This window comes from Enterobacter sp. RHBSTW-00318 (assembly GCF_014101375.1).
GTDB classification, from domain to species: Bacteria; Pseudomonadota; Gammaproteobacteria; order Enterobacterales; family Enterobacteriaceae; genus Enterobacter; species Enterobacter ludwigii.
Genome location: NZ_JABXQH010000001.1, coordinates 614,728 through 628,806, shown reverse-complemented (window position 1 = coordinate 628,806; position 14,079 = coordinate 614,728). Strand labels below are relative to the sequence as shown.

The following is a 14,079-nucleotide window of genomic DNA, read 5'->3' as shown; positions in this document are numbered from 1 at the left end:
AGTTTCTTTACTCTGATAAACAACGGTTATCGGTCGGGCTATGTCATTTCAGATTAAATTTCATCAAATCCGGGCGTTTGTTGAAGTCGCGCGTCAGGGCAGTATCCGCGGTGCCAGCAGGACGCTTAATCTTTCGCAACCGGCGCTGACCAAATCAATCAAAGAGCTGGAAGAGGGGATGGCGGCGCAGCTTTTTGTGCGCAGGAGTAAAGGCGTCGCATTGACCGAGTGTGGGGAAGGGTTTTACTCGCGCGCCAGGCTGATTCTGGAAGAGTTACGCGCGGCGCAGGATGATATCCGCCAGCGCCAGGGGGAACTGGCCGGGCAGATTAACATTGGAATGGGAGCCAGTATTTCGCGAAGCCTTATGCCTGCGGTGATCACCCGCTTTCATGCACAACATCCGCAGGTAAAAGTCCGGATAATGGAAGGGCAACTGGTGTCGATGATCAATGAATTACGCCAGGGCGAGCTGGATTTCACCATCAACACCTATTATCAGGGGCCGTACGATCATGAGTTTACGTTTGAAAAATTGTTTGAAAAGCCTTTCGCCGTATTTTGTCGGGAAGGGCATCCGGCGACGGGCGCGACATCCATTACCGAATTGCTGAATTATAACTGGACAATGCCGACGCCACGCGGGAGTTATTATAAGCAATTAGAAGATGTTTTTACTCATCGCTCGCAAATACCGCGCATTGACGTTGTCTGCGAAACGTTTTCTTCCTGCATTAGCCTTGTTGCACAAAGTGATTTTTTAAGTATCCTTCCAAAGGAACTGGGCTGTGACCCGCTGCTGGCGCACCGTCTGGTTATGCTGCCCGTTGTCGAATCGCTACCTAAAGCGGCCTATTATTTAATTCAGCGTCGTGATTCTCGTCAGACACCCCTGACCGAATCGTTAATTACGCAATTCAGAAGAGAGGCGCGGAAAATAGTATCGGAGTGAAGTGGGGAGTAAAATAAAAAAACAGAGCCTGTCCGACATCAGACAGACCCTACAACACACAGCAGTGCTTCCCTTCGCAGATCCTGAATGTTATATCCGTGAAGCAGGTTTATTTAATTATAACAGCCCACCCTCAAAAAGATATGTTTTAGCATCATTGATTCCACATTTTTTTAACCTAAACTTTCTGTTTTATGTGTGCTGAAATTTAAGTTAAGTCGCGTTTAACTTTTGCGAAGAAATAATTTTTATATTCATCAGGTTAATATTTATGTCCTTATCCTGGGGTAGCGGTTATTGAGGCCCATGCCTGGCGCAGGTATAGTACAGGCTCAGATGTAGCGGGAGGATGTCCATGAACCCTGACGACAAATCACTTTTTCTTGACGCCATGGAGGGTATCCAGCCCCTGAAGCGCTGCACGGATATTCACTGGCAGCCGAGCCGCAACACGCGGACGCGTCAGGAGATTGATACCGAGCAACTGGATAACTTCCTGACCCTGGGCTTCCTGGAACTTCTGCCCCTGGAGGAGCCGCTGGCGTTCAGACGGGAAGGGGTGCAACAGGGCGTTATTGATAAGCTCCGCTCGGGTAAATATTCCCGCCAGGCCAGCTTAAATCTGTTACGCCAGCCCGCCGAGCGTTGCCGGCAGATGCTGTTTTCCTTTATCCGCCAGGCTGGACGCGATGGATTACGTAACCTGGTGATCATTCATGGAAAAGGACGGGAGCAGAACGCCCATCCCAACGTGGTACGCAGCTATCTGGCGCGCTGGTTAACCGAGTTCGAGGAAGTGCAGGCCTTTTGCGTGGCGCTGCCGCATCACGGCGGCAGCGGAGCATGCTATGTTTCGCTACGAAAGTCTGACGAAGCGAAACAGGAGAACTGGGAACGGCACGCTAAGCGCAGCCGTTAAGCGCTTCTGGCGGGCGAGACGTTCGCCCGCCTGTCACTCAGAAGGTTTCCCAGTTGCTGTCGGTGGCGGTGTTGGCCGTTGCCGGGCGTAACAGCTGTGGGGTTTTCACCGTGGCCGGGTGGGGCGTGGTGGCTTTTTCCTTTCCGTTCAGGCGAAACGCTGCCACAGCCTGGCGCAGTTGTTCCGACTGATCTTCCAGGGCCGCCGCCGCCGTGGCGGATTGCTGTACCAGCGCGGCGTTTTGCTGTGTGACGCTGTCCATCTGCGAAACGGCCAGGCTCACCTGTTCAATGCCGCGGCTCTGTTCATCGGACGCCGACGAAATCTCGCCCATGATATCGGTCACGCGGGTGACGGCAGCGACAATCTCCTTCATGGTTGCGCCCGCTTCGCTGACCTGCTCTGAACCGGTATTCACCCGGCTGACGGAGTTCTCAATCAGCCCTTTGATCTCTTTCGCCGCCTGCGCACTGCGGCTGGCCAGCGTGCGGACTTCACCTGCGACGACCGCAAAGCCACGACCTTGCTCCCCGGCACGCGCGGCTTCCACCGCCGCGTTAAGCGCCAGAATGTTTGTCTGGAAGGCAATGCTGTCAATCACGCCGGTAATGTGCGCAATTTGCTGCGAGCTGTCGGCGATTTCGGTCATGGTACGGACAACGTTATCCACCACGTGACCGCCACGGGCCGCCGTTTCTGAAGCGTTCTTCGCCAGTAGCGTAGCCTGACGGGCGTTGTCGGAGTTCTGTTTAACCGTTGCGGTCAGCTCTTCCATGCTGGCAGCCGTCTCCTCCAGCGAAGCCGCCTGTTGCTCGGTGCGGGCAGACAGATCGTTGCTTCCGGCGGCAATTTCACCTGCGCCTGTGTAAATGGAATCGGTGCTACCACGCACGGCGCTGACGGTGGTCACCAGCGACTGCTGCATCTCATGCAGACCCGCCGCCAGCTGGCCCATCTCATTGCGGCCAGACAGGGCGATATCCTGCGTCAGATCGCCGCCCGCAATGGCGCGAATATGGTTCATAATCATGTGGAGCGGTTTTAACAGCAGGTGTTGTAAACCCTGCCAGATCACCACCAGTACCGCGATAACGGCCAGGAAGATCGCTGCCAGCGTCCATTGCATCTGGGTAAAGCTGCTCTGGTTCTCTTCGGTTGCGGCTTTCAGCAGGGTGTTGTTTTCGGCGCGCCAGCGGTTATAAACCCCTTCCATATCGTCCTGGGCCTGTTGGGCATCCAGATCGCCATAGGCCTGGTAGTTGTCGGCACGCAGATACGCAATGGAGAGACGCATCACTTCATGCATCTGGCTCCATGATTTCTGCATTTCGTCGGTTAATGCCGCGTTCTGGCCGTTAACCTGCGGCATTTTCTGCCACTCTTTATTATAGGCTTCCGCTTTAGCCAGAGAATCAGCCGCGGTGCCAAGCAGTTTGTTGATCGCCGCAAGGGACGCCGGGTCGCGCTGGTTTTTCAGGTAGCGGATCGCCACGCGGGTGACGGTGACGCGCGTTTTGATCAGCGTGTTCACGCTGTCGCTCAGGCTCTCCTGCTGGGCATTGAGCACCCCGGAGTTCTGGAAGTTATGGCGGTCGTTGCTGACGGCAGAGTAGAACAACCCTCCCGTGACAACTTGCAACAGACAGAATATGGTGAGAGCAAAGATAATACCGGTAATCACGTGCAGATTTTTCAGCATAGCGGTCGTCCGTTAGAGAAGATGCAGGGTTACACAAATACTATCGTCGTAGAGAAATTAAACTTTAATTTAACTCGCGCTTAACTACGGGGTCTGTTAAGGAACTCGTTGTAAATCCGGATCATTTTTATGAGGAAGGTCGACATGAGCAGCATTGATAAAAGCGGGACGTACGCACTGGGGTCGCGGACGGTTAAACGGCTTGGCTATGGCGCGATGCAGCTTGCCGGGCCGGGCGTGTTTGGTCCTCCAAAGGACAAAAATGCCGCGCTGGATGTGCTCCGCGAAGCGGTGGCTGCTGGGGTGAATCACATTGATACCAGCGATTTTTACGGGCCGCATATCACCAACCAGCTGATCCGCGAGGCGCTTCATCCGTACCGCGACGATCTGACGCTCGTCACCAAGATCGGTGCCCGTCGCGGCAGTGATGCCTCCTGGCTGCCGGCCTTCTCCGCGCAGGAACTGACGCAGGCGGTACATGACAACCTGCGTAATCTGCAGCTGGATGTGCTGGACGTGGTTAATCTGCGCATCATGTTCAGCGCACACGGGCCAGCAGAAGGCTCAATTGCTGAACCTCTCGCCACGCTGGCCGAGTTACAACAGCAAGGTTTGGTGCGCCATATTGGCCTGAGCAACGTCACGGCCACCCAGGTTGCGGAAGCGCAGAAGATGGTGCAGGTGGTGTGTGTGCAGAACATGTACAACATCGTGAACCGTGGCGATGATGTGCTGGTGGATTCGCTGGCGCAGCAGGGGATTGCGTATGTGCCGTTCTTCCCGCTGGGCGGTTTTACACCCCTGCAATCATCCGGGCTGCAGGCGGTCGCTGATTCGCTGGGCGTAACGGCAATGCAGGTCGCGCTGGCGTGGTTGCTGCAACGTTCGCCGAACATCCTGCTGATCCCCGGCACCTCCTCCGTGGCGCATCTGCGACAAAATCTTGCGGCGGCGGAGCTGGTGCTCCCGGCTGACGCGCTGGAAACGCTCGATTCGCTGGCGGATTAAGCCAGACAGGCATAAGCCCAAAGCAGTGCTTTGGGCTTTTTTGTCCCTCTTGAAACCTGAATGTCGCTGCCGCAGGCGTTATCTGGCTATTCTTTCGCCGATGCGCAGGATACGGCTGAATTAAATCCGCTCACACTTCAATGCGTTTGGGGTGACCCCCGTAAAGGACCTTGATCCTTGTCCATAATCCGTAATACTGTATTTATATACAGTATCTGACGAGAAAGGCATTTATGGACACTCTCTTTTCTTATTATCCAAAGCAACCTCTTGAATTACCGTTATTTGTAGAACGCGTAGCGTGTGGTTTTCCAAGCCCGGCACAGGATTATGTGGAAGATCGTCTCGATCTTAACCGCCTGGCCGTCAGGCATCCCAGCGCGACCTACTTTGTGAAGGTGAGCGGAGACTCGATGATCGGCGTTGGGATCGGCGATGGCGATCTGCTGGTCGTCGATCGTTCGTTAAACGCCGTGCACGGGGATATTGTGGTGGCATCCGTCGCGGGTGAGTTTACGGTCAAAGAGCTGCAGACCCGCCCGATCCTGAGGTTAGTGCCGCATAACGTTCGCTATCAGCCGATCACGTTTCAGTCCGAAGAGGAACTGCAGATCTTCGGTGTTGTCACCCACACACTCAAAACGCATAAACATGTTCGCACTGGTTGATGTGAACAGCTTTTATGCCTCCTGCGAGACGGTGTTTCGGCCCGATCTGCGGGGCAAACCCGTGGTGGTGGTCTCCAATAACGACGGCTGCATTATTTCGCTGTCGCGGGAGGCAAAGCAGTTCGATATAAAAATGGGCGAGCCGTATTTCAAATTCAAAGAGAAGCGCTTTCCCGCGCGGGTTTACGTCTTTAGCTCGAACTATGCGCTTTATGCCGATCTCAGCAGCCGGGTGATGCAGACGCTGACCGATTTCGCCCCGGCCATAGAGATTTACTCCATTGATGAGGCGTTTGTGAACGTTGCTGGCGTCAGCAACTGCATGGCGCTGGAGGCGTTTGGTCATCATATGCGCACGCAGGTATTTAAAAATACGGGATTAACCGTTGGCGTAGGCATTGCCCCCACGAAAACGCTGGCGAAGCTGGCCAACTATGCGGCAAAGCGGTGGAGCAGCACGGGAGGCGTAGTGGATTTATCGGATCGCGAGCGGCAGCGTAAACTGCTGGCGCGCGTACCGGTAGAGGAGGTGTGGGGCGTCGGGCGGCGCATTACCAAAAAACTTAATGCGATGGGCGTCACCACGGCGCTGAATCTGGCACAAGCTTCCTCGTGGGTCATCCGCAAACATTTTAACGTTGTCCTGGAGCGCACGGCGCGCGAGCTGCGCGGCGAGCCCTGTCTTGATCTGGAAGAGTTCACGCCCACGAAGCAGCAGATTATCTGTAGCCGCTCGTTTGGACACCGTATTACGCAATACGAGGAGATGCACCAGGCCATTTGCGCCTACGCTGAACGGGCTGCGGAAAAGCTGCGCAGCGAGCATCAATATTGTCGCTTTATCAGCGTGTTTTTGCGTACCAGCCCGCATGCGGACAACGAGGTTTATTACGGCAATCAGGCGTCTGTCACCCTGATGACGCCCACCAATGACTCGCGCGATATCATCCGTGCCGCCACCGATGCGCTGGGGCGCATATGGCTTGACGGTTATCGCTACATGAAAGCGGGGGTGATGCTGGCGGACTTTTTCAGTAGCGGCGTCGCCCAGCTGAATTTATTTGACGATAACCGTTTGCGCGCCAACAGCGCGGCGCTGATGGCGCTGATCGACAGCGTGAATCATTCCGGGAAAGGGAAGATATGGTTTGCCGGGCAGGGGATTGAGAAATCCTGGGCGATGAAGCGCGAGATGTTGTCACCGGCTTATACGACGCGGTACGCGGATTTGCCGGTAGCGAAGTAGACGCCGGTTATTTGGCAAGCGACGGCAGGATTTGTTCGATCACCTGTATCACGCTTCTGACGCGTTGTGGGATAAAGCGGGCGTCGGGGTAGACGGCATAGAGATACCGGTCAGGTAACCGCCAGGCCGGTAATACCGGCACCAGCGTGCCGGCTTGCAACGCCTTTGCCGCAAGCGGCAACTGCATACCGCCAATCCCGAGGCCTGACTCCAGCGCCTGTAACAGGGCGTCACTGGTGTTGGCACGAAAAACGGTATGCACTTTCACGTCAATTGCTTCCTCACCGGCGATCAACCGTAGAGGCGCATCCCGCGGAATGCCGCTAAATCGCACATGGGGATGTGCCGCCAGTTCGCTGACGGAGTGTACCGCCTGAAAGCCGGGAGCAGCGAACAGCGCGGTTTCAATCCGCATCAGAAGACGTGCCGCATGCGATTGCGGAGGCTCAGCGCTAAGGCGTAGCGCGACATCCACCCCTTCGCTCACCAGGTCGGCGATGCGGTCATCGAGGGACAGCGTCAGGTGCAACGCCGGATGCAGGCGCTGAAGCGCCAGCAGAGGGGGCAAAACGATCTGCCCCAGACCGCTTGGCAACTGAACATGGACGCTGCCCTGAAACTGATGATCGGCAGGATTCAACCGTCTCTCCGCTTCCTGCATGGCATCCAGCAAAAGCTGCATATCACGGCGATAACGTTCACCCTGCTCGGTGAGCTTCATCATTCGCGTTGTCCGATGCAGTAATACCACCCCGAGCTCCTGTTCCAGGGCGGCAATCTGCTGGCTGACGGCAGACTGCTTCATTCCGCTCTGGCGAGCGGCTGCCGAAAAGGAACCCGCTTCTGCGACGCGCAGAAAGGTGGAAATGGCGTTGAGCTTATTGTTCATTTAATGTTTTTTCTTATAAGTGCCATCGAATTCAGGGGATATGTAGGGAAAAAATAATATATCACACTGTGTCTGTCACCCTAACTGGAGAAACACCGTGAATAAGATGCAGCCACAAAACGTCGCGCTGGTCGCTGGCGCCAGCGGGATCGTAGGCAGACAGCTCGTCAAAACGCTCCTGGACAATAAATGGCAGGTGATTGGCCTGAGCCGCCATGCCTTATCCCATCCTGATGCTATTTCGCTGATCAACGTTGATTTACTGGATGCGGAGGATAGCGCCAGGGCTTTGCAAGCCGCTGGCGAGATCACCCATATTTTTTACAGCGCCTGGATGAATGCCGGGAGCTGGGCGGAAATGGTTGAACCGAACGTCACGATGTTGCGTAACCTGGTCAGCAATATTGAAAAAACGGCGCCTTTGCAGACGGTAAGCCTGATGCAGGGATACAAAGTGTATGGCGCGCACCTGGGACCGTTCAAAACCCCGGCACGCGAAAGCGATCCGGGCGTACCCGGGGCAGAATTTAACGCCGCTCAGCTCGCGTGGCTCCGTGATTTTCAGCGGGGAAAACGCTGGCACTGGAATGCCATCAGGCCAGGCGTGGTGGGCAGTTCGGTGCCAGGCAATACCATGAACCTTGCGCTGAGCATCGCACTGTATGCGTCCCTGTGTAAGGCTCTGGGTTTACCTCTGCGTTTTCCCGGTTCGGAACAGACCTGGCACAGCATTGTTGATCATACTGACGCCGGATTGCTGGCGGAGGCAACGCTGTGGGCAGCCACATCACGTAGGGCTAACAACCAGGCTTTCAACGTGAATAATGGGGACATCTGGCGCTGGAGCGAGCTGTGGCCGCGCATCGCACGCTGGTTTGAACTGGACTCTGCGCCGCCGGTCAGATTGTCATTCCATCAGCTGTTTAAGGACTATCGTGCGTTATGGCGCGACATTGCCGGGGAGCGGTTGGTGGAGGCGGATATTTTGCAGCTGAACGACGGGCATTTTGCCGATTTTGTCTTTAGCTGGAATTACGACATGTTTGGCGACGGCAGTAAGCTCCGCCGGTCAGGGTTCACGCGAATGCAGGCAACCGATGAGATGTTTTTCAGCCTGTTCTCGCAGCTAAGAGCGACACGTATTATTCCGTGAAAAAAAGGAGTGCGTTTCTGACGGCAGTAAAAAACGCGAACCCGGATGCAGGGAGTAAAGAACGCTCAATGTTCACTTTCTGGAATAGGGCCAGAGGAGCCGGCCAGTTCATGACAAAGCGCGCCAATCCGATCCACCGCATTCAGCAGGAGGGGCGTGGGTTCGTTGGCACAATTTAATCGCAGGAAATTCGTTAAGTGTGCGCGGGGGGAAAACAGCGGCCCGGGGCTAACGCCAATGTTCAGTGTCAGCGCGCGGCGGTGCACCTCCAGTGCATTCACCTGGTGTGGAAGTTCAACCCACAACAGGAAACCGGCAGCCGGCACGTTAACGCGTGTGCCGGGAGGGAAGCTTGCCTTGACGCGCGCAATGACGGCACCAATCCCTTCTGCGATGCGCCGCTTTAGCCGCCGCAGATGACGATCGTAGTCGCCACTGGCCAGGATTTCGCTCGTTGCGGCTTCAAACAGCGGCGCGCCTGCCCAGTCTCCGGCCATACGCGCCTGCAGGACCTGGGCGTGGTAACGTCCGGCCGCAATCCAGCCGATGCGCCATCCGGGCGCAAGCGTTTTAGACAATGAACTGCAGTAAATGACATTCCCGCTCTGGTCGAACGCTTTACAGGCCGGAGGACGTTGCCCTTCGCCGACCAGATCGCCATAAACATCGTCCTCAATTAACGGGATGCCTGCATCTTCCAGCAGGGCAACCAGTTTTTGCTTGCGGGGGACGGACATACTGGCGCCCAGCGGATTTTGCACGGTGGGCGAGGCCAGAACGGCCGCTGGATGATGGCACCGAATAGCATCGGCGAGCGGCGCCAGCAACAACCCTTCTTGAGGATCGGTTGGGATCTCCAGCGCCTTCAGGCCCAAATCTTCCAGCAGCAACAGCGTACCGAAATAGGCGGGTTGTTCTATCGCTACCACGTCGCCAGGCTGGCACACAGCCCGCAACGCCAGACGCAGCGCCTGTGTTGCGCCAGCGGTGATGATGAGATCCTCTGCACCAAAACGGCCGCCCCATTGCGCGGCCCGGGCGGCAATCTTACTGCGCAAATCAACCCGTCCCGGAGGCAGGCTATAGCTTTGCCCACGCGCTTCCAGACGTCGACCTGCAGACTGCAGCGCACGTTGCAGGGTATCGCCTGGTAGCCACGCGGGGTCGGGCAAGGCAGCCCCCAGCGGTACCAGCCGGGCTTCTGCACTACTGAATAACGATCGCGCGACGGCTGACATTGTCACAGGCACGGGGCCGGGCAGGGAACGGGTGGGCTGCACGCATCGGGACTGGCGGGTCTGACGGACGTAGTAGCCCGAACGCGGACGCGCAACGATCAGGCCTTCGGCCTCAAGGCAGCGTAGTGCTTCCAGTGCCGTCGGGAGACTGACCTGTTCGCGCTCGGCCAGTTTACGTGCAGAGATCATCCGGTCGCCGATTTGCAACGCGCCTGAAGCCAGCGTAAGACGCAGCATCTCAGCAATCCGACGGTAATGGGGGGACGGGGCGGCCATGGGGATCTGTGCAGTCAAATTTTCGATAAAACTGACTATACAGCCAATGAAGTGCCCCATCTATAGTGTCCGGCATGTTCCAGACAAGGAGGCACTATGCACAGCGACAATTTCGATATTTCTGCCTATTTCAGGCGCATAAACTATACCGGCCCGGCGGCTGCCGATACTGCTACCCTGCATGCGCTTATGCGCCATCAGCTCTTTTCGATACCCTTTGAAAATGGGGATGTACAGGCGGGTAAAGTCGTCTCGCTGGTCCCCGAAGACATTGCCGATAAGCTGTTGAGGCAGAAGCGCGGCGGCTACTGCTATGAGGTGAATGGGCTATTTGCGATGGCGCTGGAGGCATTGGGCATTCGCTGGCGTTTTGTCGCGGCGCGCCCGATGTTCTACCCGGTGCGTCGGCCTAAAACCCATATGGCACTCATTGCTGAGATTGACGGTCGTCAGTGGCTTTGTGACCTCGGGTTCGGTAGCTACGGCATCCGTGCGCCGATGGCGTTAGACATGCTTGATACGGATATCCGGCAGGATTTCGACACGTTCCGGCTGACCCGTAACGCGGAGGGTGAGTATCTGCTTCAGGCACGGATGGAGGGTAAATGGGCCAGTCAGTACGGCTTTGACCTCTCTCCTCAGGAGTGGATTGATTTCGTGCCTGCCAACTACCTTAACTCCACGCACCCGGACGCCATTTTTGTGCAGAAGCTGCTCGTCGTACAGCATCGCCCGGAAGGACGCCAGATTTTGCTGGGTAACGTGCTGAAAACGATCACCGCGCAGGGCGTGGAAACGCAGCAGCTGGCAGAAGATGACATTGCCTCTGTACTGAAAAATTGTTTTGCGCTGACGGTTGAGTGATCCGCAGGGGGACGCTGGACTGTATCGAGTCTGCGCATGCGTCCCCGGCTTATCATCGACAATGCGGACTGTTAAATACAGAGGCTACCTGAGACGTCTTCAGGGCAGAAACCGTATCCGCTACGTAAAAAGCGTCGTAATAATCAACCCTATAATATACAGGGAAAGGATGCCCTGGATGCTACTTAAAGCCCACCGCAAGTAGCGCCACTGGTAGCGTTCTCTGGCATTGGCCTCGGCAATGGGGCCGGTAGCGTCAGGGGCTTCTTTTCTGAAGCGCTGCAGGGTTTGATGACACCACCACACCAGCAGTAATACCAGCACGGTTTTCGTGAGCAGTGAGCCATAAGCATTGAAAAAAACGTCCCAGTAGCAACGGAGTGTATCCATATCCTTTTACCTGTAACTGTGAGGCCCATATGACGAAGAGGGGCAATATTAGGGAATTATTTTTTCTTATTCATCATCGCTTTTAGATCGGCAAACGGGTTGAAAGTGGCCACGCCCATGTCTTTTTGCGCGTCTTCACCCGCCACAACGGTAGTACCGTACTGATCTGCTTCGGTGTATTTCGAGTGTTCATGGTCGTGGCAAAACAGGCACAACAGCTCCCAGTTGCTGCCATCTTCCGGGTTATTAGTATGATCGTGATCGATATGGTGAACCGTGAGCTCGCGCAGGTTTGAATAGACGAACTCGCGTGAGCAGCGTCCACAGACCCAGGGATAGATTTTTAATGCCTTTTCACGGTAGCCACTTTCCAGTCGCGCGTAGTTTTTAGGGATCAGAGCCATTGCCGGTTTTACCTGCCAGGGAAAAAGAAAGACGCACTATATCTCATTATGGGGCGTCATTGCGATCCGCTCAATTCTGTCAATTTATTTGAATTATTCCGTTAAATAAAGGGCATTTATTCTCCCCGGGTAATGCGTAAAGTAGAGATAACGCAAAGCATCATCAGGATATCTCGTTATGAAAAAGATCGGTTTTTTGTCATTTGGTCACTGGACACCGTCACCCCAGTCCGGCACGCGTTCCGCGGCGGACACCCTGTTGCAATCCATCGACCTGGCCGTCGCCGCTGAAGAGCTGGGCGCAGATGGTGCCTATTTCCGTGTGCATCATTTTGCCCGTCAACTCAGCTCTCCGTTCCCCTTACTGGCGGCGATCGGTGCCAAAACGAAAAGCATCGAAATCGGTACTGGCGTGATCGATATGCGCTATGAAAATCCGATGTACATGGCGGAAGATGCGGGCGCGGCGGATTTAATCTCCGGCGGACGTTTGCAGCTGGGGATCAGCCGGGGCTCTCCGGAGCAGGTCATTGATGGCTGGCGTCATTTTGGTTATGTCCCGCAGGAAGGGGAAAACGAATCAGATATGGCGCGCCGACATACCGAGGTACTGCTTGAGGTGCTGCGCGGAGAAGGGTTTGCAAAACCGAACCCACAACCCATGTTCCCAAATCCACCGGGACTGCTGCGCCTGGAGCCACATTCCGAAGGTTTACGTGAGCGCATCTGGTGGGGCGCAGGGTCGAACGCGACAGCGGTATGGGCTGCAAAACTGGGGATGAACCTGCAAAGCTCAACCCTGAAAGATGATGAAACCGGTGAGCCATTCCATATTCAGCAGGCAAAACAGATCCGCGCCTACCGACAGGCCTGGGCGGAAGCCGGGCATACTCGTCAGCCGCGCGTCTCGGTCAGCCGCAGTATTTTTGCGCTGATGGACGATCGTGACCGCATGTACTTCGGCGCAAGCCGGAACGACAGCGATAGTGTGGGTTACCTTGATGAGAAAACGCGCGCAATTTTCGGACGCAGCTATGCCGCTGAGCCTGAAAAGCTGATTGAGCAGTTGAAACAGGACGAAGCGATTGCCGAAGCGGACACCTTATTGCTCACCGTGCCGAACCAGCTCGGGGTGGATTACAACGCGCATGTTATCGAGTCCATTCTGAAGCATGTTGCACCGGCAATGGGATGGCGCGAGTAGCCATTTTGTTGTGCGCCGGGCGCCGCGCGCGAAGGCCGTAACGCCTGCCTGTCTCGTCACCCCCGGTAAGGGAGACGAGACAGGCATCTGCGGAGGTTATTCCACTGGCTTATGGCTCATATCGCTCAGCAGCACGGCGATACTTTGCCCGCCCGCCGTCTGTTCGAGGCCAATCTTCACAATGATGGTCAGCGGAACGGAGAGCAACATGCCGACCGGGCCGAGCAGCCATCCCCAAAATATAAGAGACAGAAATACCACCAGCGTGGACAATCCCAGACCGCGCCCCATCATGCGTGGCTCAAGAATATTCCCGAACACCAGGTTAATCACCAGATACCCGGCCAGCAGAATCAGCGCATCATAGAACCCACTGAACACCAGCACCTGCAGAATAGGGGGAATAGCGGCCAGCACCGAACCGATGTTGGGGATATAGTTGAGCGCAAAGGCCAGTAATCCCCAGACGAACGCAAACCGGACATCCAGCGCCATCAGCATTCCCCAGACCACGGCCCCGGTGACCAGGCTAATGGCGGTTTTCAGGACCAGATAGCGGGAGACGCTATCCAGCGCGCGTTGAATCGCTCCCATGCCTTCAACCGGACGGACCATTATTTGCTGCAGTTTTGCGGGCAGTTGCGGCACTTCCAGCAGCATGAACACCACCGTTAAAAACAGCAGGAAAATCGAGGTCATGGCGTTAGAGAGCTGCGCCAGCAGGCCGGTGACGAGGGTCATGGCGGCATTCGGATCAATGTACTTCAGCAACTCCTCAACGGACACTTCGATTCCCGCACGCTGCAGCCAGGGTTCAAGCTGCAACAGCGGTATCGCCAGCGACGAGCGGTATTTCGGTAACGTTCGCGTCAGTTCATTCAGGGAGGTGCCGAGATAAGCGACCAGCAGCACCATGGCAATAATAATGATGCTGATAAGCATCGTGATTGCCAGCACGCGCGGGATGCGGAACCGCGTCATGCGCTGTATGAGCGGGTTAAGGATCACCGCAATAAACAGGGCCAGAATAAACGGCACGATGATGTCGGCGGCAAAACGAACGCCCGTCAGTATGATCACCAGCATGCCCAGCATGATGACAATTTTTAGCCCGTTCAGGGTAATGATGGGTTTAGCCATGGGGGGTCCTGAATAATATTTTTATT

The 14,079-nt window shown here is 55.7% G+C and carries 14 protein-coding genes; 8 read left to right on the top strand and 6 right to left on the bottom strand.

The annotated features are described in order from the left end of the window. Positions 1-40 precede the first annotated feature (40 nt). Positions 41-952, top strand: a complete 912-nt coding sequence (locus tag HV157_RS03060) for a LysR family transcriptional regulator (protein WP_014169834.1) — start codon at positions 41-43, stop codon at positions 950-952. Positions 953-1,307: 355 nt separating this feature from the next. Beyond that, complete coding sequence (gene smrA, locus HV157_RS03055) at positions 1,308-1,871, top strand: DNA endonuclease SmrA (RefSeq protein WP_020884302.1); 564 nt, start codon at positions 1,308-1,310, stop codon at positions 1,869-1,871. 37 nt (positions 1,872-1,908) lie between these two features. Here the strand turns inward: smrA and HV157_RS03050 are convergent, their stop codons facing one another. Continuing rightward, complete coding sequence (locus HV157_RS03050; protein WP_182268519.1) at positions 1,909-3,570, bottom strand: methyl-accepting chemotaxis protein; 1,662 nt, start codon at positions 3,568-3,570, stop codon at positions 1,909-1,911. 144 nt (positions 3,571-3,714) lie between these two features. On the opposite strand from HV157_RS03050, the gene HV157_RS03045 reads away from it, so the two are divergent. The 3 genes from HV157_RS03045 (at position 3,715) to umuC (ending at position 6,495) form a co-directional block, all read left to right on the top strand. Then, complete coding sequence (locus tag HV157_RS03045; protein ID WP_068794557.1) at positions 3,715-4,581, top strand: aldo/keto reductase family oxidoreductase; 867 nt, start codon at positions 3,715-3,717, stop codon at positions 4,579-4,581. Positions 4,582-4,814: 233 nt separating this feature from the next. Then, positions 4,815-5,249, top strand: coding sequence for a translesion error-prone DNA polymerase V autoproteolytic subunit (umuD, locus tag HV157_RS03040; protein ID WP_044866940.1), 435 nt, complete (start codon positions 4,815-4,817; stop codon positions 5,247-5,249). Then, positions 5,233-6,495 carry a translesion error-prone DNA polymerase V subunit UmuC gene (gene umuC / locus HV157_RS03035; protein WP_182268520.1) on the top strand — a complete coding sequence of 421 codons (1,263 nt, stop codon included), beginning with the start codon at positions 5,233-5,235 and terminating at the stop codon, positions 6,493-6,495. Before umuD ends, umuC begins: the two co-directional genes overlap by 17 nt. A 7-nt stretch (positions 6,496-6,502) precedes the next feature. On the opposite strand, the gene HV157_RS03030 is transcribed toward umuC, so the two are convergent. Further along, on the bottom strand, positions 6,503-7,384 hold the full coding sequence (locus HV157_RS03030) for a LysR family transcriptional regulator (protein ID WP_113656716.1): 882 nt from the start codon (positions 7,382-7,384) through the stop codon (positions 6,503-6,505). 97 nt (positions 7,385-7,481) lie between these two features. Here HV157_RS03030 and HV157_RS03025 point away from each other — a divergent pair, with 97 nt between their 5' ends. Then, entirely contained in the window at positions 7,482-8,537 is a 1,056-nt protein-coding gene (locus HV157_RS03025) for an SDR family oxidoreductase (protein ID WP_182268521.1), read from the top strand. Between the two features lie 65 nt (positions 8,538-8,602). Here HV157_RS03025 and HV157_RS03020 read toward each other — a convergent pair whose 3' ends face one another. Further along, entirely contained in the window at positions 8,603-10,111 is a 1,509-nt protein-coding gene (locus HV157_RS03020; RefSeq protein ID WP_182268522.1) for a PLP-dependent aminotransferase family protein, read from the bottom strand. 36 nt (positions 10,112-10,147) lie between these two features. On the opposite strand from HV157_RS03020, the gene HV157_RS03015 reads away from it, so the two are divergent. Beyond that, a complete protein-coding gene (locus tag HV157_RS03015) occupies positions 10,148-10,915 on the top strand; it encodes an arylamine N-acetyltransferase (protein ID WP_113656719.1) in 768 nt (255 codons plus the stop codon). 120 nt (positions 10,916-11,035) lie between these two features. Here HV157_RS03015 and HV157_RS03010 read toward each other — a convergent pair whose 3' ends face one another. Together HV157_RS03010 and yajD are read right to left on the bottom strand one after the other, a co-directional pair. After that, a complete protein-coding gene (locus tag HV157_RS03010) occupies positions 11,036-11,305 on the bottom strand; it encodes a hypothetical protein (protein WP_014169844.1) in 270 nt (89 codons plus the stop codon). Between the two features lie 56 nt (positions 11,306-11,361). Further along, a complete protein-coding gene (yajD, locus tag HV157_RS03005; RefSeq protein ID WP_014169845.1) occupies positions 11,362-11,709 on the bottom strand; it encodes an HNH nuclease YajD in 348 nt (115 codons plus the stop codon). 178 nt (positions 11,710-11,887) lie between these two features. Here yajD and HV157_RS03000 point away from each other — a divergent pair, with 178 nt between their 5' ends. Next, the gene (locus tag HV157_RS03000) at positions 11,888-12,913 is read left to right on the top strand and encodes an LLM class flavin-dependent oxidoreductase (protein ID WP_014169846.1); all 1,026 of its coding nucleotides are present in this window, start codon (positions 11,888-11,890) and stop codon (positions 12,911-12,913) included. 96 nt (positions 12,914-13,009) lie between these two features. Here HV157_RS03000 and HV157_RS02995 read toward each other — a convergent pair whose 3' ends face one another. Continuing rightward, positions 13,010-14,053, bottom strand: coding sequence for an AI-2E family transporter (locus HV157_RS02995; RefSeq protein ID WP_014169847.1), 1,044 nt, complete (start codon positions 14,051-14,053; stop codon positions 13,010-13,012). Between the last annotated feature and the right edge of the window lie 26 nt (positions 14,054-14,079).